Source organism: Amycolatopsis sp. NPDC024027, assembly GCF_040638975.1.
Taxonomy (GTDB): domain Bacteria; phylum Actinomycetota; class Actinomycetes; order Mycobacteriales; family Pseudonocardiaceae; genus Amycolatopsis.
The window spans coordinates 275,568-295,390 of sequence record NZ_JBEZYY010000004.1; the positions used below are offsets into that span (position 1 = coordinate 275,568).

Annotated in this window: 14 protein-coding genes; 6 read left to right on the forward strand and 8 right to left on the reverse strand. The window is 72.6% G+C overall.

What is annotated here, in order from left to right; all coding sequences use genetic code 11:
• Positions 1 to 216: 216 nt before the first annotated feature.
• Positions 217 to 1,500 carry a helix-turn-helix domain-containing protein gene (locus AB0F52_RS13205; RefSeq protein WP_360168986.1) on the forward strand — a complete coding sequence of 428 codons (1,284 nt, stop codon included), beginning with the start codon at positions 217 to 219 and terminating at the stop codon, positions 1,498 to 1,500.
• 34 nt (positions 1,501 to 1,534) lie between these two features.
• Here AB0F52_RS13205 and AB0F52_RS13210 read toward each other — a convergent pair whose 3' ends face one another.
• Genes AB0F52_RS13210 through AB0F52_RS13230 form a run of 5 tightly spaced genes read right to left on the reverse strand, consistent with a single transcriptional unit; the run spans position 1,535 to position 10,577 of the window.
• Positions 1,535 to 3,010, reverse strand: coding sequence for an AbfB domain-containing protein (locus AB0F52_RS13210; protein WP_360168989.1), 1,476 nt, complete (start codon positions 3,008 to 3,010; stop codon positions 1,535 to 1,537).
• A gap of 12 nt (positions 3,011 to 3,022) precedes the next feature.
• Positions 3,023 to 5,041 (reverse strand): AbfB domain-containing protein, encoded by a 2,019-nt coding sequence (locus AB0F52_RS13215; RefSeq protein ID WP_360168992.1) that lies wholly within the window; start codon positions 5,039 to 5,041, stop codon positions 3,023 to 3,025.
• On the reverse strand, positions 5,038 to 5,439 hold the full coding sequence (locus AB0F52_RS13220; RefSeq protein WP_360168995.1) for a hypothetical protein: 402 nt from the start codon (positions 5,437 to 5,439) through the stop codon (positions 5,038 to 5,040). The genes AB0F52_RS13215 and AB0F52_RS13220 overlap by 4 nt, the downstream gene beginning before the upstream one ends.
• Positions 5,439 to 9,455 carry a nucleic acid/nucleotide deaminase domain-containing protein gene (locus tag AB0F52_RS13225; protein WP_360168998.1) on the reverse strand — a complete coding sequence of 1,339 codons (4,017 nt, stop codon included), beginning with the start codon at positions 9,453 to 9,455 and terminating at the stop codon, positions 5,439 to 5,441. The genes AB0F52_RS13220 and AB0F52_RS13225 overlap by 1 nt, the downstream gene beginning before the upstream one ends.
• A gap of 45 nt (positions 9,456 to 9,500) precedes the next feature.
• Positions 9,501 to 10,577: a hypothetical protein gene (locus AB0F52_RS13230; protein WP_360169001.1), complete on the reverse strand. Its 1,077-nt coding sequence runs from the start codon at positions 10,575 to 10,577 to the stop codon at positions 9,501 to 9,503.
• A gap of 200 nt (positions 10,578 to 10,777) precedes the next feature.
• Here AB0F52_RS13230 and AB0F52_RS13235 point away from each other — a divergent pair, with 200 nt between their 5' ends.
• From AB0F52_RS13235 to AB0F52_RS13250, 4 genes are read left to right on the forward strand one after another with little or no spacing between them, the layout of a single operon-like run.
• Positions 10,778 to 11,389 carry a hypothetical protein gene (locus AB0F52_RS13235; protein ID WP_360169004.1) on the forward strand — a complete coding sequence of 204 codons (612 nt, stop codon included), beginning with the start codon at positions 10,778 to 10,780 and terminating at the stop codon, positions 11,387 to 11,389.
• Positions 11,386 to 12,888: a hypothetical protein gene (locus tag AB0F52_RS13240; RefSeq protein WP_360169007.1), complete on the forward strand. Its 1,503-nt coding sequence runs from the start codon at positions 11,386 to 11,388 to the stop codon at positions 12,886 to 12,888. Before AB0F52_RS13235 ends, AB0F52_RS13240 begins: the two co-directional genes overlap by 4 nt.
• Positions 12,885 to 13,805: a polyprenyl synthetase family protein gene (locus AB0F52_RS13245; protein ID WP_360169010.1), complete on the forward strand. Its 921-nt coding sequence runs from the start codon at positions 12,885 to 12,887 to the stop codon at positions 13,803 to 13,805. Before AB0F52_RS13240 ends, AB0F52_RS13245 begins: the two co-directional genes overlap by 4 nt.
• A complete protein-coding gene (locus AB0F52_RS13250; protein WP_360169013.1) occupies positions 13,802 to 15,676 on the forward strand; it encodes a hypothetical protein in 1,875 nt (624 codons plus the stop codon). Before AB0F52_RS13245 ends, AB0F52_RS13250 begins: the two co-directional genes overlap by 4 nt.
• A 14-nt stretch (positions 15,677 to 15,690) precedes the next feature.
• Here the strand turns inward: AB0F52_RS13250 and AB0F52_RS13255 are convergent, their stop codons facing one another.
• Both AB0F52_RS13255 and AB0F52_RS13260 read right to left on the reverse strand, forming a co-directional pair.
• On the reverse strand, positions 15,691 to 17,121 hold the full coding sequence (locus AB0F52_RS13255) for a DUF6801 domain-containing protein (RefSeq protein WP_360169016.1): 1,431 nt from the start codon (positions 17,119 to 17,121) through the stop codon (positions 15,691 to 15,693).
• 86 nt (positions 17,122 to 17,207) lie between these two features.
• A complete protein-coding gene (locus tag AB0F52_RS13260; protein ID WP_360169019.1) occupies positions 17,208 to 17,831 on the reverse strand; it encodes a DUF6801 domain-containing protein in 624 nt (207 codons plus the stop codon).
• 484 nt (positions 17,832 to 18,315) lie between these two features.
• Here AB0F52_RS13260 and AB0F52_RS13265 point away from each other — a divergent pair, with 484 nt between their 5' ends.
• Entirely contained in the window at positions 18,316 to 19,140 is an 825-nt protein-coding gene (locus tag AB0F52_RS13265) for a hypothetical protein (RefSeq protein ID WP_360169579.1), read from the forward strand.
• 56 nt (positions 19,141 to 19,196) lie between these two features.
• On the opposite strand, the gene AB0F52_RS13270 is transcribed toward AB0F52_RS13265, so the two are convergent.
• Complete coding sequence (locus AB0F52_RS13270) at positions 19,197 to 19,784, reverse strand: hypothetical protein (RefSeq protein WP_360169582.1); 588 nt, start codon at positions 19,782 to 19,784, stop codon at positions 19,197 to 19,199.
• Between the last annotated feature and the right edge of the window lie 39 nt (positions 19,785 to 19,823).

Below are 19,823 nucleotides of genomic sequence, written 5' to 3' on the forward strand. Positions count from 1 at the left end.
GCACGCCCAGGGGCAGTCGGCGGGACACTTGTCAGCTCATCGCAGCCGAACCGCGTGAAATTGTCACCGTGATGACAAGAAATCGGTTTTCCTTCACGGGTGTGACACGTTTGGCGTTAGTTTTTCGATGTGTCGGTTGTCATCCGGGCAACAGGCACGGGTGCCCGGCCGCGAGGTGCCCGCGACCGGAGTCCGGGGCGGAGCGAAGGAGCTGCGATGTCGGTGGAGCGCGGATTCGATCACGCTGCGCCGCCGCCACCCGCCGCCCTACCGCGCAAGCTCGCCGACATCCTGCGCCCCGAGCTGGCCAGCCTCGCCGCCGAAATCGTCGAAGAGATCCGCGCGACCATCCCGGCCTACGCGCGCCCGCTCGACGGGCCCTACGGCAAGTCGATCCGGGCCGGCGTCGAATACGCGATCACGCTGTTCGTCGCGCAGATCGCCGACCCGACGGTGTCGAAGGAGCAGTCCCACGAGGTGCACCACCGGCTGGGGCAGAACGAAATGCGCGAGGGCCGCAGCCTCGACACGCTGCAGTCGGCCTACCGCGTCGGCGCGCGGGTGTCGTGGCGGCGCATCATGCGCGTCGGGCGGCGCAGCGGCCTTTCGTCGGCGGTGATGTCCCAGCTGGCCGACGCCATGCTGGCGTTCATGGACGAGCTCGCCTCCGTCGCGCTCGACGGCTACCTCGAGGCGAAGGCGCGCACGGCGGGAGCGCTGGACACCTGGCGCCGCAAGCTGCTCCACCTGATCCTCGAGACGCCGCCCGCGTCCCCGAAAGCGATTGCCGAGCTGGCCCAGCTGATCGGCTGGCCGGTGCCGGTGGACGCGACACCGGTGGCGGTCTGCCCGGCCAGTGGCGTCGCCCCGGCCCGCCGGCACGCCGGGCTGGACGCGGACATCCTCGCCGAGCTCGACACGCCGGACCCGAAACTGGTCGTGCCCGGTGAGCTGAGCGGTGCCCGGCTGGCGGCGCTGCAGGTGGCGCTGCCGGACTGCCGCTTGGCGATCGGCCCGTGCGTCCCGCTCGCTTCGGTGGCGGATTCCCTGCGCTGGGCCCGGAACGCGCTGCAGCTGGCCGAGCGCGGCGTCCTGGCGGCGCGCCCGGTGCTGCGCGCGGAGGAGCACCTGGCGACACTGCTGGTCAACTCCGACACGGGCCTGGTCGGCACGCTGCGGCAGCGCCTGTTCGCGCCGCTGGCGGAGATGACGGGCAAGCAGCAGGAGCGGCTCCTGGAGACGCTGCGGGCGTGGCTGGACAGCCAGGGCAACGTGGTGGAGATCGCCGAGCGCCTGGGCGTCCACCCGCAGACGGTCCGCTACCGCATGCGCCAGCTGCAGGCGACGTTCGGCGAGAGTCTCCGCGACCCGGCGGCGCGCTTCGAGATGGAGCTGGCGTTGCGGGCCGGGGCGGCGCCGATGCCGCTGCGGTACCCGGTGAGCGAGCTGCTGCCGTCGCCGCGCTCGGGCGGTTCGCGTCCACAGTGGACGTTGCCGTAGCCGGGGCCCGCACGGACCCCGGCCACGGCGGGCATCACGGGACGTCGACCTGCCAGGAGGCGTCCGCCGCGTAGCCGTTCGGAGTGTCGTACGGGTGCTGGCCGCCGGAGTCGGCCGCCCATACCGCGGTGGTGTACTGGCGCAGGAACCGGCCCCGGGCGCTGAAGGACTCCAGCGTGACGCCGGAGCCGGAGAGCCCGGCCTTCGAACACCAGGTGGCGTCCGCGCGGAACACGTCGGTGCCGTCGGACGCGCCGAGCACGACCCGCAGGCCCTGTTGCCGCAGGTAGTACTCGGGATGGGCCACCGATTCGAAGGAGTGGCAGCTCGGGTCGGCCTTGCCGGGCACGACCCGCCAAGCCGTGTCGGTTCCGGCGCCCGCGCCGACGACGGCGTCGGTCAGGCCGCGCAGGTACCAGCCGGCGGCGCCGGGGCTCTGCGAGCGGACGGACTGGACGAGGGCCGCGTCCTCGTACTGGCCGAGCCGCAGGAAGCGGTCGACGTCGTCGTCGGTGCCCGCCATGGCGGTGTTCGCCCCGGCGACCAGGGCGGGGTGCACGCGGCTCTGCTCGGCGCGCGTCCGCAGTTCGAACAGCAGCCGCCGGTCCGCCTCGCCCTTCTTCCGGATCCAGGTGAACCAGTCCTGCAGGTTCGCGCTGTGGATCCCGGTGCCGATGTACGCCTTCAGCTGCGCCTCGTCCATCGTCCGCAGGGCGCGCTCGGCCGCCGCCCGCACCTCGGTGCCCGTCTTGGCCGCCTGCCACAGATCGAGCACGAAGTTGACGTCCGGCTCGACGAGCTGGCCTTCGCTCGGCACGACGGCGACCACCGCCGCGGCTCGGCTCCGGGCGTCGCGCGCCGCGAGGGCCGCCTTCTTGGCGGCGTCCGCCGTCGTGTCGGCGTCGATCAGGTCCTGCTGGTCGGCGGCGCGGGCGGTGAAGATCCCGGTGAGGATGAAGTCCTTCCGCGCGGCGGCGTCGCCCTGGTAAGCCGCCAGCGCCGCGGCCTTCAGCTTCGGCCCGGAAGCGTGTTCCCACATGGCGAAGGCGAACTCCTGGTCGCTCTGGATCAGCAGCACTTGCGACGGCACGATGCCGTTGACCAGTGCAGCCCGCTGCTTGGCCTCGCGGGCCGCCCGCGCCGCCGCGTCGTCGCGCAGGATGCGGGCCTGGTCACGGGCGTTCGCGTCACGGACTCCGGTCTTGATCCACTGGGTTTGCTCCGGTTCGGTGCCCGCGTAGGCGAGTTCCGCCGACGCCCGCACCTCGGTGCCGGTCGCCCGCTGCCACAGCGCGAACACGAAGTTCCGGTCGGTGAGGATCAGGAGATCGGGACTCGCGACGAGGCCGATCTCCTGCGCCGCGCGGACCTTGTCCTCCTGGGTCGCGGACCGGGGCGCGTCGGCCGTGACCGCGGCGGCGGCCGGGGGAGCCGCCACCGGGGTCACGGTCCCGAGCAGGGCGAGAGCCGCGGCGCCCGCCGCGAGCCCCAGCCGGGTTCTGCCTGTCATCGTGGGGCTCCTTCAGCTCGCCGGGTACACGGTCGCCACGCCGGTGGCGGTGTCGTAGTCGATGCGGCCGCGTTCGAACGTGCTGCGGCGGCCGCCGGGGATGGCGACCTCGTCGGAGGTCGGGTAACCGAGCGTGGACTTCTCCCCGCCGAGGGAGAGCCACTTGGTGCGGATCGCGCCGAGCACGGCGTGCGCGCCGGCGCGGTCGGCCGAATAGATCGAGCCGCCGCCCGCGAAGTTCACGAACCGGCCCGCCTTGTCGGACGTGCAGGCTTCGTCCGTGACCGGCACGCCCAGCGCCGGGTGCCCGCCGAGGCGCAGGTACGCGGCCAGGATTTCGGGGGACGCGCAGGCTGTCCCGCGTCCCGTCGTGAGCGGGTGGACCGCGCCGCCGCGGCTCCAGTAGCTGCGGAAGGCGACCTGCCCCGGCGCGGTCCGGCGCTGGAAGTCCCGGTACCGCACGGCACCGTCGATCTGCTCCGGCCCCAGCGGCGAGACCGGCAGATCGGTGTAGGGGTCGTAGTCGGGCAGGTACTTGTTCAGCCAGTTCACCGTGATCTCGGTCGAGTCCGGCAGCGGTTCGGTGACCCACCAGTAGAACTCGATGCCGACGCCGGCGCGGCCGTCGGCTTGCCGGGTCAGGAAGTCGGCGCCGCCGCGCAGGGTGACCCCGGCGCCGGGCAGGATGTTGTCGACGCACCAGGTGGCGTTCCAGCCGAAGTCGACCGTGCCGTTCGCGGGCTGCACGGCGACCTGCGTCTTCTTGCCGTCGTAGTACCGGGCCAGGTAGTAGTTCGGTTTCGTGGGCGACTCCAGCGAGAAGCAGTCCTCACCCGCCAGCCCCTCGACGACCCGCCAGGTCGCGTCGAGCCCTTCACCGGGCGCCGGTTCCGCGGCCCCGGGCCGGACGACCAGGCCGTCGGCGGTCTCGCGCAGGTACTGGCCGGCGATGTTGCCGTTGACGGCGTTGCGGCTGAAGGACTGCGTCAGCGCCACGTACTGCCCTTGGTCGAGGAACGCGCGGACGTCGTCGACGCCGCCGGCCAGGGCCCGTTCGGCGGCCCGGGCCAGCCGCGGCCGGATGCCGCCCACCACGGCCTTGTGCCGGATCTCGTCGACCAGCGCCCGGTCCGCCTCGGCCTTCCGGGCCAGCACGGCGGCGACGTCCCGCCAGTTGGCCTCGTAGACACCGGCGTCGATGAAGCGCTTCCAGTCCGCGCGGACGCGGCTGCGCAAGGCGGTCACGGCGGCCTTCTCGACCTCGCTGCCCGGCCGGGCGCCGTCGGCGATGACACGGAGGATGTCGTCGTCGGACAGGCTCACGATCTCCGGCGACGGGACCACCAGCACGACGGTCACCGCCCGGCCACGCGCCGCTTCCGCGGCATCGCGGGCTTTCTGGGCTTCGTCGGCCTGCTGGTCGGCGTCGATGGCGTCCTGCTGGTCCTGCGCGTGCGCGGTGCGGACGCCGTTGGTGATGAACTCCTTCTGCGCTGCGGCGGTCGCCCCGAACGCCACGAGCGCGGCCGCCTTGACCCGCGCTCCGGTCGCCCGTTGCGTGATCTGGTAGATGAAGTCCCGGTCGCTCTGGACCACCAGCTCGGCATCGGGTGCGATCCCGACGACGATGGCGGCCTGCTCCTTGGCTTCCCGGGCGACCCGCGCGGCTTCGGCGTCCCGCATCTGCTGCGCCTGGTCGCGCGTGTTGGCGGCGATGATCCCGGACTTGATCCATTCGGTGCAGGCGAGATCGGTACCGGCGAAGGCGAGTTCGGCCGAAGCCCGGACTTCGGGGCCGGTGGCCTGCCGCCAGAGCGCGATGACGAACTCCTTGTCCCGCAGGAGCAGCATGGCATCGGTCGGCACGATCCCGAGGGTGCGGGCGGCACGGAGCTTTTCGGAATCGCTGGCGACGGGCGGGACTTCGGCGGCCGCGGTGGCGACGGCTGGTGCCGCTTTCGCGGGAGTGGACGGCAGGGCGAGCGAGGTCGCCACCACGACGGCGACGGCCAGGGTGGTGAGTGCTCTCACGGTGTCTCCTGTTCCTCGGCCGGATCGCGGACTTCCAACCCGGCCCAGTCCTCGTAGACGTGGTTGTGGGTGGTGAACCCCAGAGTCCGCACGACCTTCGCGAGCGCCCTCTCCATGGCGTCGTTGACCGCTTCGTAGCGCTGGATGTCGGGGTGCCCCGATCGGCCGGCGACGGTGTGCCCGACCACTCGCTCGGTCCACGACGGGTGGACGTACCACTGCACGAACACGCCGGGGGCATGCCGCAGCGTCTTGACTTCGACGACGACGCCGCCTGCTTCCGGGACCTCGGCGTGCACGATGAAACCCGCGGTGCGCAGGCGCTCGGCCACCCGCTCGGCCAGCCGCCGGAGCCGCTGTTCGTGGGCGTGGTCGATGAACGGATCGGGGTTCAGCATCACGGTCTTCTTCCTGGAAGAGTGCTCGGGGCGAGGGCAGGCGGGGCCGGTTCCCGGCCGGGCGGTCCGGCGGGTGCGGTCTCGTGGTGGAGGACCACTTCGATGGCGAATCCGAGACCGCGTCGCGCCTTCGCCTCCGCGACGAGGGTGGCCATCCAGCGGTTGAACGCCCTCCGCTCCGCGAGGTTCTTGCCGTACGGCACCGCCCAGGAGATCTTCGCGCCGGGGTTGTCCTTCAACGCCGTCTTCAGCCTCTTCGCACACCGGGCGCAGGGGGCGCGTTCCGAGAACAAGCCTTTGATCTGGTTCGGCGAATACCCCTTCGCGGCAAGCTGGTCGAGGATGTCGTCTTCGGAGTGGTAGCTGTCGTTGTCGTTGCGGCTGCTGATGCCGATCACGATGTCGGGAAACTTCTCGTGGATCAGCGGCGACTCGCCCGGCCAACCGGGTACGTAGGCCACCGCGATGTTGCGGTTGGAGTCGGAGAGCCCGACCGCGAACCGGACGTCCGCCGCGATGCTGCTGAGCGGATCGCTGTCGTAGACGATCTTGCCACAGGCGAACTCGTCGGAGATGTCGGACTTCTTGCCGGCCGCCGGCCCCGGCGGACCGGCCACGGCTCGCTCGCCGGCGATCCCGCCGAGGACGCTGAACCAGCTGCAGTACCGGTGCAGCCTGGAGAGGATGCTCAGGGCCTTGGCGGCCAGCTTCTCGATCCGTTCGGACCGGAGGATCCACTTGCCGATGTTGGCGACGACGGCCGCGATCGCCTTCACGATCGCCTTGCCCTTGATGAAGGGCAGGACCAAGCCGACCACGTTCACCACGGTCCAGAGGCAGGAAGCGATGTCGCCCTCGCCCAGGCAGCGCTTGAGGTCGTTGACGCCGATGAACTCCAGCAGGACCTCGGCCCCGGCGTCCAGCAGGAAGTCGGTGACGTCCTGTCCGCTGAGGCAGTCCGCGGCCGCCGCGCGGTACTCCGCGAGCGTGGCCCGGCCCTCCGGATCGCTGTTCAGCAGGTCGGCGTCCTCGAGGGTGAGGTCAGGCAGGCACCCCGAGGCGATGATGCTCTGCATCGCCTGCCGGTCCGCGTCGCGTTGCCGTTGGTCGGCCTCGGCCTGGTCCGCCGCGCGTTGCGCGTCCGCGGCGACGTCGCGGGCCCGCTGGGCCGCGTTCGACGTCTCCTGCGCGTGGGCCCTCGCCCGTTCCGCCGCCGCGGCGGCTTCGGCTGCGTAGGTCTCGGCTTGCGCCGCCGCCGCGCGGGCGGCCGCCGCGTCCGTTTCCGCCTGGGTGGCCGCGCCGCGTGCCGCTGCTGCTTGGCCTTCGGCGGCGTCCGCCGCCAGGCCCGCGATCGCCGCGTCCGCGCTCGCTTCGTTCGCCTTCTGCCGCGCTTTGGCGGCGTTCTCGTGAGCTTGCGCGTCGTAGCCGTTGGCCATGTCCGCCGCTGCGCGGGCGAGGTCCGCCACCGAGGCCGCGCTGGCCGCGGCTCGCGCCGCCTCCGCCACCGACTGCGCGGCCTGCGACGCCGACTTCGCCGCGTTGGCCGCGGCCTGGAACGCCGCTTTGGTGTCGGCGGCGGCGTTGTCGGCGGCCTGCTGGGCCTGCTCGGCCGCAAGCCGGGCTTCGTTCGCCCGGTCCTGGGCCGCCTGTGCCTGTTCTGCGCCGGCGGCCTGGGCCTGGGCCGCGACCTCGGCGACGAAGTCGGCGTCGAGATCGGTCCCGGTGAAGGGCGCGACCACGACGATCGCCGTGTTCGCCGGCGCGGTGATGGCGGCCGAGGACGCCCGGGCGGCCAGCGCGGCGCGGCCGGCGAGACCCGCCTGGGTCGCGGCGGAAACGGCCTCGCGGAACGACTCGCCGGCGTTCTGCCCGGCTCTGACCGCGTCGGCCGTCGCCAGCCGGGCCTGCTCGGTCGCCTGCTCGGCGAGCACGGCGGCGGTGCGGGCGTTGGCCGCGGCCTTGACCTCCTCGGCCGTGGCGGTGGCGGCCGCGGCGTTCGCGCGGGTGGCGGACACGTGGGTGTCGGCCGCGGCCGATTCGGCGTTGTCCGCGGCCAGGTCCGCGTTCGCGGCGGCGGTCTGCGCCTGTTCCGCCGCGGCACGGGACGCGGCGGCGGCCGCGGTGGCCTTGGTGGCCGCCTCCCGGGCCCGGGCCGCGGCGCCGGTCGCCCGGTTGGCGGCGTCACGGGCGTCGCGGGCCGCCTGCGCCGCGTTGCCCGCGTCCGCGCGGGCCTCCTGGGCGGCGGCCCAGGCGGGTGCTTCCTGCGCGGTTCCCCTCGCCGCCGCCGCGGACGCCTCGAGCGCTTGCGCCCGGGCTTCGGCAGCGTCTCCGGCGCGTTGTGCCGCCCACGCCAGGTCCCGTGCGGTCGTGGCGTTCTTCTCCTCCCGCCGGGCGGTGTCCTCGCACCCGGCGGCGATGTCCTCCTGGGCGCGGGCGCGGGCCAGGTAAGCCGCGGCTTCGCGCTTCTTCGCTTCCGCCTCGCCCCGCGCCCGGCTCGCTTCGGCCGCGGCCTGGTCGGCCTGCTGGCGGTAGCGGGCGGCTTCGTCGCGCTGGCGTTCGGCTTCCTGGCGGGCCGTGCGGGCGTTCCCCGCTTCCCGGTCTGCCGTGTGGAGGGCGTCGTAGGTGCGTTGCAGGTCCTGCCAGGCCTGGTCACGGGCCGCCGCGGCGGCTATCCGGGCCTGGTTGGCGCGTTCGGCCGCGTCCTTCGCCGCCTTGGCCTGGTCGGCGGCCGCCGCAGCCAGTGACGCCGCCTGCGCTGCGTGCTCGTCCGCGTGCAACCGCCACTGCCGCGCCTCTTCCGCGCGGGCCACGGCCTCGTTCTGGTGCCCGATGGCGGCGTCGGTGGCCACTGTCGCGTCGAGGGCGTGCTGGGCGGTCCCGATCGCCGATACGGCGGCCTGCGCGGCCGAGGACATGCCCTGGGCCAGCCGGGCCCAGTCGGCGCCGTACGGCAGGCCCGCCTCGATCAGGATGTTCGCTTCCGCCGTCGCGGCGACGGAAGCGCTCTGAGCCGCGGACGCCGCTTGCCCCGCGAGGTCCACCTGCCGCTGCACCTCCTGGCGGACCAGGCTGAACGACTCGGGGGAGTGGTGGCCGCCCGCGGTGTTCGCGGCCAGGATCTGCGCGGCCTGCCGGGCCGCCGTACCCGCCGAGACCATTGCGTTCGCCGCGCGCTGCAGCGCCCGGACGCCCCGGCCGTTCGCGACCACGAGGTTCTGCCGGGCCCGCGACGCGCGGGCCGCCCGCTGGGCGAGGTCGCTCGCCGCCTCGGCGGCCTTGTTCCGCTCTTCCAGCTCCTTCAGGTACTGCTCGCGGGCGGCGGCGTCCCGCTGCGCGGCCGCGACGTAGCCGCCGTTGAAGAACGCGACGATCGCCGCGTCCCCGGCGGCCAGCGCCTGCTGTGCGGCGAGCTTCACCTCGGGGCCCGCCGAGCCGGACAGCGCCGTCACCCGCGCCCGCAACTCCTCGGCGCGGGCCTGGGTGTTGCGCCGGGTGCGCTCGTCCCGCTCGGCGGCGATGCCGCGGCCGTAGTCGAGGAACGCGGCCCGGTCGGCGTCCGAACCGGCCAGCACGCGCTCGACCTCGGCGTTGAAGATCGAGCCGCCGGTGCCGCGCAGGTCCAGGACGGCTTCGCGGTTGACCCGGGCCGTCTCGTCGCGGCGGGCCTGGGCGCGTTGCTGCGCTTCGACCTCGCCGGTGTCGAGGAACTCCCAGATCGCGTCCTCGGTGCCGGCGTCCAGCGCGGCCTGCGCCGCCGCCCGGACCTCGGGTTCTTCGGAGAGCTGGGCGATGTCGGAGACCAGCTTCCACAGCCGCGGGTCGAGCGGCTCGCCCATCCCGGCCTCGCCGTCCCAGCCGGGGTATTCGGTGTGCGGAATCGGGCGCTCGCCGGTCGGTGGCGGGTCGTCGGCGGTGACCGAAACGGGGGCCGGGGTGACCGCCTCGACGTCGGTCGTGGCGAACACGGTGCACGCCAGCAAGAGCGCGAACACCTTCGTGACGAATCCGTGCGGCATTTCGGCGTCCTCCGGGAGCGGTTCGGACGAATGAAGGGAAAGCGCTTACTTGTTCGCCGGATTCCGCATCCGGGTTTCCCCGTCGACGGCTTGGGCGAGCAGGTCGGTCCAGAAACCGGCCTGCTCGGCCGCCCAGCTCTGTTCGGCCGCCCAGGCGGCTCCGGTGGGGTCGGCCGCGTCGCGCACGGCCTGCCAGTTCGGCCCGGTCGCGGCCTGTGCGGCCGCGGCCACCGCGGCCCAGTTCGCGGCCTGCTCGCGGGCGACCCGTGCGGCGTCCGCCCAGGCGACGCGCGGCGCGCCGGTCTGCTCGCCGACCCGCTGCCACGCCCGTGCGGCGGCGTCCCGCAGCTGGACCTCGAGCTCGCCGGAGGCTTCGAGGGCGGCCCGTTCCGCCTCCCGCGCGTCGGCGAGGAGCTGCCGGAGCGCGGCCAGCCAGCGGGCCTCCTGCTCCGCGTCCCGCAGGCGGTGGGCTTCGAGGTCGAGTTCGGCGCCGGTCGCCCAGCCGTAGGCGAAGAACTCGACGATGTCCGCATCGGTGGCGCCCGGCCGGGTCGCCCAGGCGGCAGCCGCGCGCACCTGCACGCCGGGGTCGTGCGTGGCGAGCGTGCGGACGTACTGGCGATCCGCTTCGGCGAGAGCTTCCTGCTGGCTGCCGTCCGCCTCCCGGGCGAGCCGGTCGCGTTGCTCCGCGGCCGCGAATCCCTGGCGCACGAACAGGTCCCGATCCGAGTCGGTGCCCAGCAGCGCGCGTTGCGCGGCGGCGTTGACCTCGGGCGCGTACGCCGCGGTGTAGGTCGCCAGGATCCGGCGGCAGAAGTCCGCGTTGACCGAAGCGGTCTCCGCCGCCCGCTGCTCCGCGGCGGCGAGCCCGTGGTCGAGGAACTCGAAGACGACGTCGTCGTTTTCGTCGGCCCACGCCACCCAGGCGTCGGCGCGGACCGCGGCCCGTGGATCCTTCCCGGCGAGCCGGCGCACGAGTTTCCGCGCGGTGGCGGCCGGATCGGCCGCGGCGAGGAACACCGGTGAGTCCGAAGCGGACTTTGCCGCGGCGGGAACTCCGCAGAGCCCGGCGATCGCGGCGGCCACCAGTGTGCCGCTCAGCAGGACGCGAAGCCGCGCCATCGTTGCCTCCCCCTCTGCCGATCGGGCGGGCAAAACGCCCGATCATCAGCAACGTAACACCGCGGTGAAGTAGTGATCAATCGGCCGTTCGGCCCCACGTTCGGTTTTTGTCGTGATCCGATGAAACCGCGAAATTCCCTTGTCGGTCCTTCGATTCTGTGGTTAGCCTCCGAAAAGGACGATTCCGAGGGGGAGTCACGATGGAACGCGCGTTCAAAAGACGGACCGCCCTGCGTGGGGCGGCGGTGCTCGCCGCGGGGACCGCCGTGCCGGTCGGCGCCGCGGACGCGGCCTCGGACGAGTTCACGGAGCTCACGTGGCGGGCGTCCGGGCCGGGCATCAGCCCGCAGCCGTTCCGGACGAGGGTCGTTTCCGGAATCCCCGCGGTCGCCGGCTACGGCACGTCCGTGACGTTCGGCCCGGTCATCGTGCAGGCGATCAGCGACAAGAGCTTCCCGCTGCTCCTCCGGACGACCGGGTACAGCTCGTTGAGCGCGACGGTCACCGGCACGGTCGTGGTGACCGACTCCCGCGGCCTCTCCGGACGCCTGCCGGTGATGATCGTCTTCCCCCGCGTCACGATGCCGGCCACCGCGGTCGAGACCGTCTTCACCGGAACCGCCACCCTGACCGGATCGCCTCAGCTCCCCGCGGTCCGCAATCCCGGAACGATCAAGATCGAGGCGGAGACCGGTTTCCAGGGAGCGGTCAAGGTGTTCAAGGACAACGGCACCAGCGCCTCGTTCACCAGCACGATCACGCTCGTCCCGGTCAACCAGAACCCCGCCGTCGCGACGATCGAGGTGCGGTGACCATGCGCATGGACCCGAGTACGGCGGCCGCGCTCGACGGGGCGAAAGCCCGGCTGGCCGACGAGTACCTCACCGACCCGAACGTCGTCGGCGTCGCGAAGGGCTTCCGCACCCGCGGCGGTGAGCTGACCGAAGAACCGGTCGTGGTCGCCCTGGTCCGCAAGAAGCGCCGCGCCGCCCTGGTTTCCCGGACCCGGTTGCTGCCGGCCACGGTCGGCGGGCACGGTGTGGACGTCGTCGAAACGGGGGAGTTCCGGTTCTCCGGTGCCACCAAGGCGGCCGCGCCGTCGCCGATCGCGGAGCGGTTCCGCCCTCCGTTGCAGGGCGGCAGCCTCGGCTCGCTCGCCGACGGCACCCTGGGCACCCTCGGCTGCCTGGTCCGCGACCGCACCGACGGCTCGATCTGCGTGCTCTCGGCCAACCACGTCCTGGCGAACTTCGGCGCCACCGCGCCGGGCGCCGCGATCGTGCAGCCCGCGCCGCTCGACGGCGGTGCCGCCGAAGCGAACACCGTCGCCCGGTTCAAGCGGGCCATCCCGCTGGTCAAGGGCGTGCCGAACACCGCGGACGCCGCCATCGCCCAGCTGGAGCCGGGCATCGGCGTCAGCTCGACGGTGGCTCGCAACCTGATGGCGCCGATTTCGCCGACCCACCGGGCGATCGGGCTGGCGTTCCTCGCCAGCGTCCACGGCGGCACCTTCATGGCCAAGATCGACACCGTGCTGGCGCAACTGGACGTCGAGCTGCTCACGGCGGACTCGACCACCCCGGTGGTGGAAGGCAGCCGGATCGAGAAGGTCGCCCGCAGTTCGGGGTACACCTCCAGCGTCGTGCTGGACACGACGGCAACGGTGTTCGTCGACGGCTACCAGTTCACCGACCTGATCTACGCGCAGCGGTTCTCGCTCGTCGGGGACTCCGGCGCGGTCGTGTGCGAAGGCGGCAACGGCAAGACCTACACTCCGATGCCGGCGATCGCCTGCCGGATGCTCGGCGCGGCCCAGGCGCTGTACGACCTGCCGTTGGAGAACGACAACGCTTACGTCGACCAGGCCCGCGACGAGTTCTTCGGCCAGAGCACCGTCGGCAACCTGGTCGTCCAGCTCGTCTACCAGAACCTCGACGTCGCGGTGAACCGGCTCGAGGTGGCGACCGTGAGCCCTGAGGAGAAGGCCGAGGCGCGGCGGTACTACGACAAGTACCGCGCGTTGGTCATCGGCTTGCTCGGCGATCCGGCGTCGACCGTGCAGCTGAGCCAGGAGAACGTGGTCGACGTGCGCGCGGTCTTCGCGGGGTTGTCGCCCGAACTGGTCACCTTGCCGGAGAAGCAGGCGCTGTGGGTGATCTTCGACGACGTCATCGCGCCCTCGGTGGGCCGCACGCGCGCCCAGCTGCTCGACTACATGAACGACCTGGCGGTGTACCAGCGGGTGGTGGCGGCGCTGCGGCAGATCCCCGGTCTCGAAGTCGACGACACCTACGGGTTCTCCTCCCGGTGACCACGGCCGCGGACCCCGTCCGGTACCACCTCGTGCGGCTCGTCGGCGGGCTTTCCGCGCCGCTGCGCGACACCGTCGGCGGGCTCGTCGACCGGCCCGGGAAGCTGCTGCGGTCGCGGCTGCTCACCGCCTGCGCCGGATTCGGCCGGCCCGACGCCGGGCGGGTGGCGCGGCTCGGCGCGGTGGTCGAGCTGGTGCACCTGGCTTCGCTGGTGCACGACGACGTGATCGACCGGGCGGCGATCCGGCGGGGCGGACCCGCCGCGCACCGGGCCGCCGGGCCGGAACTGGCGGTGCTCGCCGGCCTGGCCTGCCTCGCGGCGGCCGGAACCGAGGCGGCGGACCTGGGCGAAGGCGTCGCCACCGCGGTGAGCCGGACGGTGGCCGAACTGGCCCACGGAGAGCTGCTCGACGTCGAACGCGGCTTCGACACCGGGCTGTCCCTGCCGGACTACGTCGACCTCGTGCGGCGCAAGACCGGCGTGCTGTTCCGGCTGTGCTGCCTGCTCGGCGCCATCGAGTCCGAGGTGGACAGCGCGGTCGCCGCGGCGCTCGCCGAGTTCGGCGTGGAGTGGGGGATCGCCTTCCAGGTCCTCGACGACTGCCTCGACCTGGAAGCCGCGGGCGACGACAAGCCGGCCGGCACCGACCACCTGCTCGGCCTGTTCGGCGCGCCGACCCTGGCCGCCCTGCGCGCGGACACCACGGGAGAACTGCACCGGCTCCTGCTCACGCCGTCGTTTTCCGGTGGCGACCTGCCGCGGGTGCGGGAGCTGGTCACCGCCCACGGGGGACTGCGGGCCGCCCGCACGCTCGCCGGTGTCCACTTCGGACACGCGCGGGCCGCGCTGGCTCGCACCCCGGACGGCGAAGCGCGCCGCACCCTCTCCCGGATGCTCGAAGCGAGCCGGTCTTGAGCCAGGCCGTCGTCGTCGGCGCCGGACCGGCCGGTGCGGTGGCCGCCGCCGTGCTGGCGCGCGGCGGCCTGCCCGTGGCGCTGGTCGGGCGTGAAGAGCGTGGGCCGGGGTACGACGTCCTGCTCGGCGGCCCGGCGCGGGAGATCCTGCGTTCGATCGGTGTGGCCGTCGATGACTGGCCGGTGCACCCGGTGACGATCGCCTTCGACGCCACCACTTCCCACGCCGTTCCCGAAGCCGGGTATGCCGTCGTGGACAGTTCCGTGCTCCGGGACACCTTGCGAGACCACGCCATCCGGTGCGGAGCCGACTACCGGACGACGGTGCCGGACGCCCCGCACGTGGTGCTGGCCGGCGGCGCGGGACACCTCGGCGAACCGCCGTCGGGCGGCACCGGGGTGAGCTGTGCGCGACGGTTCACCGGACCCGTCGCGGGAGACGGGGTCGTGCTGAGGTTGCTCGCGCCGCCCGCGGACGACCCGCGGGGGCGGCCTCGCTGTGCCTGGCTCGCCCCGGTGCCCGGTGGGTGCACGATCGGCGCGTCGGCGCTGGACGCCGTTGCTGCCGGTGACCTGATGGACGAAGCGGTCGAGGCCTTGGCCGAACTCGATCCCCGCGTCCGGGACTGCGTCCCGGCCGGGCCGTTGGTTTCCGGCCCGCTGTCCTGCGGGTTCAGTCCCGGTTCGGCGGCCGGCCTCGGCGGGCTGCGGGCCGGGGACGCGGCGGGCCTGGTCAACCCGTTCACCGGCGAGGGGCTCAGCGGTGCCGTCCAATCAGGACGGCTGGCCGCGCGCGCCATCCTGTCCGCGCGGGACGATCCGGCCGCCGCGCGCCGGGAATACGAACGGTTGCTGGCGGCCGCGTTCGTGGGCTGTTTCGAGACCGCACGGCACGCGGCCCGCCGGTACCACCTCGCGTGGCGCGTCCTCGCGGCCGGCGCGGGCAGTGAGCACCCCTTCTACGTGAAGGGGCGACGGGCCGTGGTGCTGCCCGAAGGCGCATCCGCACTCGCCGGAGCCGACCCCCTGCACCTGCCGCCCGCCACCCGCGTCCGGCTGCTGCCGTTCCTCGCCACCTGCGACGAGGTGTGCCTCTCGATCGTCCGCGGCGATTGGCCGTTCCTGGCCCGGATGTTCACCGCCGACCGGGATGAAAAACTGCTGCTGCGGCCCGCGATCGGGTTCTTCGCGGCGCTCGTGGCCGGTGGGGACGGCCCGGCGCGAGGGGACGCGTCCGTCGCCGCGGCCATCGAACTCGCCACGCTCGGTGCGCTGGCCTTCCTCGGTCCCGCGGTCGCGCCGCGGGAGGTACGCGGCGTGGACTGGGAGTCCGCGACGACCGTGCTCGCCGGTGACTACCTGCTCGGCCAGGCGTCCCGGCTGATCGCCGAGGCGGCGCCGGAACTGGCCTGGTCCTTTTCGGACTGGCTGGGCGAGCTGACCGCGCTGCGGGCCGCCGTCGTGACGACCGGCGCCGGCGCGGAGGCGGTCTTCGCGTCGCTGTTCGAGTTCCCGCTGCGCATCGGGGCGGCTCTCGGTGGTGTCGACGCCGAGGCGTTCCGGGTCTGTGGCGCGACCCTGGGCCGGTTGTTCCTCCGTGTCGAAGACGTCCTGGCCCTGCGGGGCGACCGGACACGGCTCGACACCACCCTCCCCGACCTGCTCGACGGCCGGATCTCGGCCCTGCCCGAGCTACTTGCCGTGCCGGGCTTGACAGCCGCGGCGCTTCCACGGCACGCCCGGCCGGCCGCCGTGGCGGCGGCTCGGGAAGCCTTCGCGGAGTTCGAGCGGGAGTGCGACCGGCTCCCGGACCCGTTCGCCCGGAGCCTGCTGAGCGCCGTGGGGGCCTGGGTGGCCGCCCCGGCGAAGTGACCGTGTCCGGCGGCTCAGCGGCTCTTGCGGAAGGTCTCCGCCGGGATCGGCGTGACCGGCGGGCACTTGCGGTGGTCCGCTTCCGCGCACAGCGGGATGATCGTGAGCCGTGCCGAGGCCTGGTTGCCGGGGCCGGAGTTCTGACCGGTGAACAGGGAGCTCAGCTTCTCCGCCGCTCCGCAGTTCTTGAACTCCGGCAGGGTGAAGCCCCGGAACTTCGGGTCGGGGTTGTTCGGGTCGGTGCCGATGAAGCCACCGCCGAACGGGTCGTACTCGCCGATCATGTCGATCGGCATCGCCGTCTCCGACACGCAGTCCGGGCCGGCGTCCAGGGGGACGCCGTTCACCTTGACGTCGCTCAGCCGGGAGATCACTTCGAGGTGGTTGCGCAGCAACCCGTCCAGCAGCGTGCCGAAGGAGTGAATCATCGTGCTGCGCTGGTAGTCCACCGGCAGGAACTCGACGGTCGCGCTGATCGGCAGGAAGCCGTAGCCCAGGTAGGACACCGTCACCGGGGCGAAGGCCAGCTCACCGGTGACCTCGCTCCTGATGGGGAATCCGTCCGCGTTCGTGATGTTCAGCCAGACCCCGTTCGCCAGCGCGGCCGGCTTGCTGCGGATCACGGCGCCGGTCTTGGCGATCGTGCTCGTGTTGTCGACCTGGTTCGGCTGCAGCGGCAGCACCATCGTGGTGGTGTCGTCCGGCGGCGGTTCTTCGTCGAGCAGGGAGTGCTTCTGCGGGCCCGCCGGCCGCGGACCGGGTGCGCCCTTCTTCTCCGGTGCCGGCTCGTCCGCCGCGGGCGGGGCGGCCGCCAGGACCGCCACCGAGCCGAACGAGAGGTCCTGGCCGCCGTCGGCCGAGCAGGTCACCTGCTCGGCGGGCTGCTCCGGGGGCGCGCCGGTGAGGCCGAGCGCGAGTTTCGGCGCCGTCACCCGGATCCGCAGCACGCCGGCGGCGGACGGGGAAAACGCCGGGAGCTTTCCGGTGGCCACCAGGGAGAGATCGCCTTCGGCGGGCAACCCGGTGGCGGCGATGGTCATCGGGACGGTGAGGGCGTCCTTGTCCTTCCCCTGCTCCAGCAGGAGCTGGAAGGTCAGTCCGCCTTCGAGGGTGCTGCCGGTGCCGAGCAGCTGCTGGGCGGCGGCGCGCGGGAGGGAGAACGACGCGACCAGGCCGTCGATGGTCACCGGCTGCCCCACGGTCATCGAGGCGGGCAGCGATGCGGTCGTCTTCACGGCGAGCTCGAGCGGTCCGACCGGGTCGGCGAACGGGCACGTCGTGGCCAGTGTCTTGGTCAGCTCGTGCCGTCCGGACGCCGCGTCGCCGTCCGGTTCGCCCGGTGCGGCGGAACCGATGCCGGTGAACGCGCCGGTGGTGACCGACACGACACACATCAGCGCGAGCGCGCCGCGGGTCGCCGTCCGCCGGGTCAGCCGCAAGGCCATGCCGTACTCCAGTTCGGGCCGCTGGGGAAACGAACCGTAGGGATGGCCGGGGCCCCGGCCATCCCTACGGCTGCTTCACCCGGTGATCAGGGGGTGATGACGAAGTCCGGCGAGAACGCGGGGTTCTGCGCGGGCGTGGTGGTCTTCAGGGTGCAGGTCATGTTCCAGTTCGCCCAGGTGTCGTTGGACTTCTTGTGGAACTGCAACGCCGCGGTGATCGGCGAGGCGAGCGACAGCGTGTCCGTGCCGTCGGTCGCCGGGGCGGTGTAGGTGGGGACCGTCGAGTTCGCGTCCTGGGCGATGTTGACCGTGATCGGCCCGCCTGCCGGGTAGATCGTCTCCGGGATGTTGAGGTCGGCCGCCGGCCCGGAGACCGTTCCACGAGCCGCGGTGACCGGGACGGTCGCCAGGCCCCGGATGCCGTCGTAGCCGACGGCGGTCAGCAGCGAGTGGACCGCGGCGGAGATCGTCGCGGTGCCGCCGACGTTGGTCGGCACAGCGGTGCCGTTGACCGGGATCGAGTCCGGCCCGGTCAGGAACGCGGTGATTCCCACGTCCTGCTGCGGGATGCCGGGGAACGTGCATCGGTGCGTGGCCGACGCGGTGTAGGCCGTGTCGGCCGCCGCGACGCCCGCGGTGAGCAGGCCCACCGTGCTGACGATGGCTGCGGTGGTGACTGCCTTGAGGGACAAGGTCCTGAGTCGGGTCATGACTGTCAATCTCCTTCGATCATCCAGTTGACGTCTTGGCCGGCGCTGCCCATGCGCCTCGCGGACCGATCGGTACCCGCGAATTCCCCCGGTATTTCCGTGGCCCAGCCCTGACCCTCGCGAGGTGGCTGTGAGAAATAAGGTTACTCGCCAGTCGGTTGCGCAACAAGCATGTGACGTACCGGGCTGGGCAGTGGTCCTCCCGGCCCCGATTTTTGTCAACAGCGGAGTATGCGCGGGGGGCTCTTGGTTGGCGCTTGACAAAGAACTCGACGGGTGTCGTCCGGCGATTCTCCGGGTTAGTATCTGGGTGCGCGCGTGCACCGTAACCGCGCGAATCGATTCAGCGAAAGAAGATACCGTGGCCGAAGTCTTCCGTTTCCGGAGCGCATCCCGGCGGTCCGCCGTGCTGGCGGCCGCGGCACTGGTCGCCGCCCCGCTCGTGCCGTCCGCGGCCGCTTCGGCCCAGGACACCGGCGGGGTCCTGGAGTGGGGTTACTCGAACTACATCTCGGGGCCGTCGCCGGACGCTCTCGACGGCGTGACCGCGGTGTCCATGGGCAGCATGGACGCGATGGCCCTCAAGGACGGCGGGGTCCTGGTGTGGGGCGACAACAACTTCGGCCAGACGGAGGTGCCGCCGGCGGCGGCGTCCGGCGTCAGCGCGATCGCCGCCGGCTGGGCCCACGAGCTCGCGCTCAAGAACGGTGGCGTGCTGGCCTGGGGAAACGACTGGTACGGCCAGACGGACGTGCCCGACGAGGCGAAGTCCGGCGTCGTCGCCATCTCCACCAGCGCCATGCACAGCCTCGCGCTCAAGGCGGGTGGCCGCGTCGTCAGCTGGGGCCTGCGGTCGGACGTCCCGGCCGCGGCGACGTCCGGCGTCACCGCCGTTTCCGCCGGCGGTGACCACAGTCTCGCCCTGAAGAACGGCGGGGTCCTCGCGTGGGGCAGCGACAACTTCGGCCAGTCGGAGGTCCCGGCCGACGCGCAATCGGGTGTCACGGCCATTTCCGCCGGTCACCAGCACAGCCTCGCGCTCAAGGACGGCCGGGTGATCGCCTGGGGCCGCAACGACAACCACCAGGCCGAGGTCCCGGACGCGGCCCTGTCCGACGTCGTCGCGATCGACGCGGGCTGGACGTTCAACCTCGCGCTCAAGAGCAACGGCGACATCGTCGGCTGGGGGTCCAACGACCAGATGGAGAGCGACCCGCTGAGCAACGGCATCTGCGGTCCGCTGCAGGCCGTCTCCGCCGGCGACCGGTTCAGCGTCGTGCTGAAGGCGGATCCCTCCGCACCCTGCTGATCCGGACACGGAAAGAGGGGCTCCCCGGCCGGGAAGCCCCTCTTTCCGTGTCCGGATCAGCCTTCGGTCTTGGCCGCCAGGTCCAGCGAGATCGTGTTGCCCGGCCCGGAGACCAGCGCGCCCAGCGCCAGGTCGGCGATGAAGCAGTTCTTGAAGTCCGGGATGGTGTAGGTGCCGGTGACGGTGAACTTCGGGGCGAAGATGTCGACGTCCTTGGCGCTCAGGTCGAGCTCGAGCGGCTTGCTCGCCTTGCAGCTGCCCGGCACCGTCGGCAGCGGGATCACCGGGACCAGCAGGCCGGCCCAGATGTCGTAGATCTCCATGTTCGCCTGGGCGTGCGTGGTCAGCGTGCCGTCGGCGAGGGTGCCGGTGGCCGGGCCGGTCGGGGTGATCTTGACCTTCGCCTTGATCTTGAACAGGCCCGACACCAGGGAAATGTTCGCCTGCGACGGCGGCAGCGTCAGGTTCGCGTTGAGGCCGACCGAGCCGGTCTGGTCGTCGATGATCAGGTTGCCGTCGAGGTTGCCCGGGCCGAGGGTCATCGCGCTGCCGGTCTTCTTGACCACGGTGTTGCCGGTGACCGTGTAGCCGACCGGGATCTCGACTACGTCGGCCGAGGCGGGTACGGCGGTGACGACGCTCATCGCGGCGCCCGCGGCCGCCACGACCGCGGCCGCGCGGGC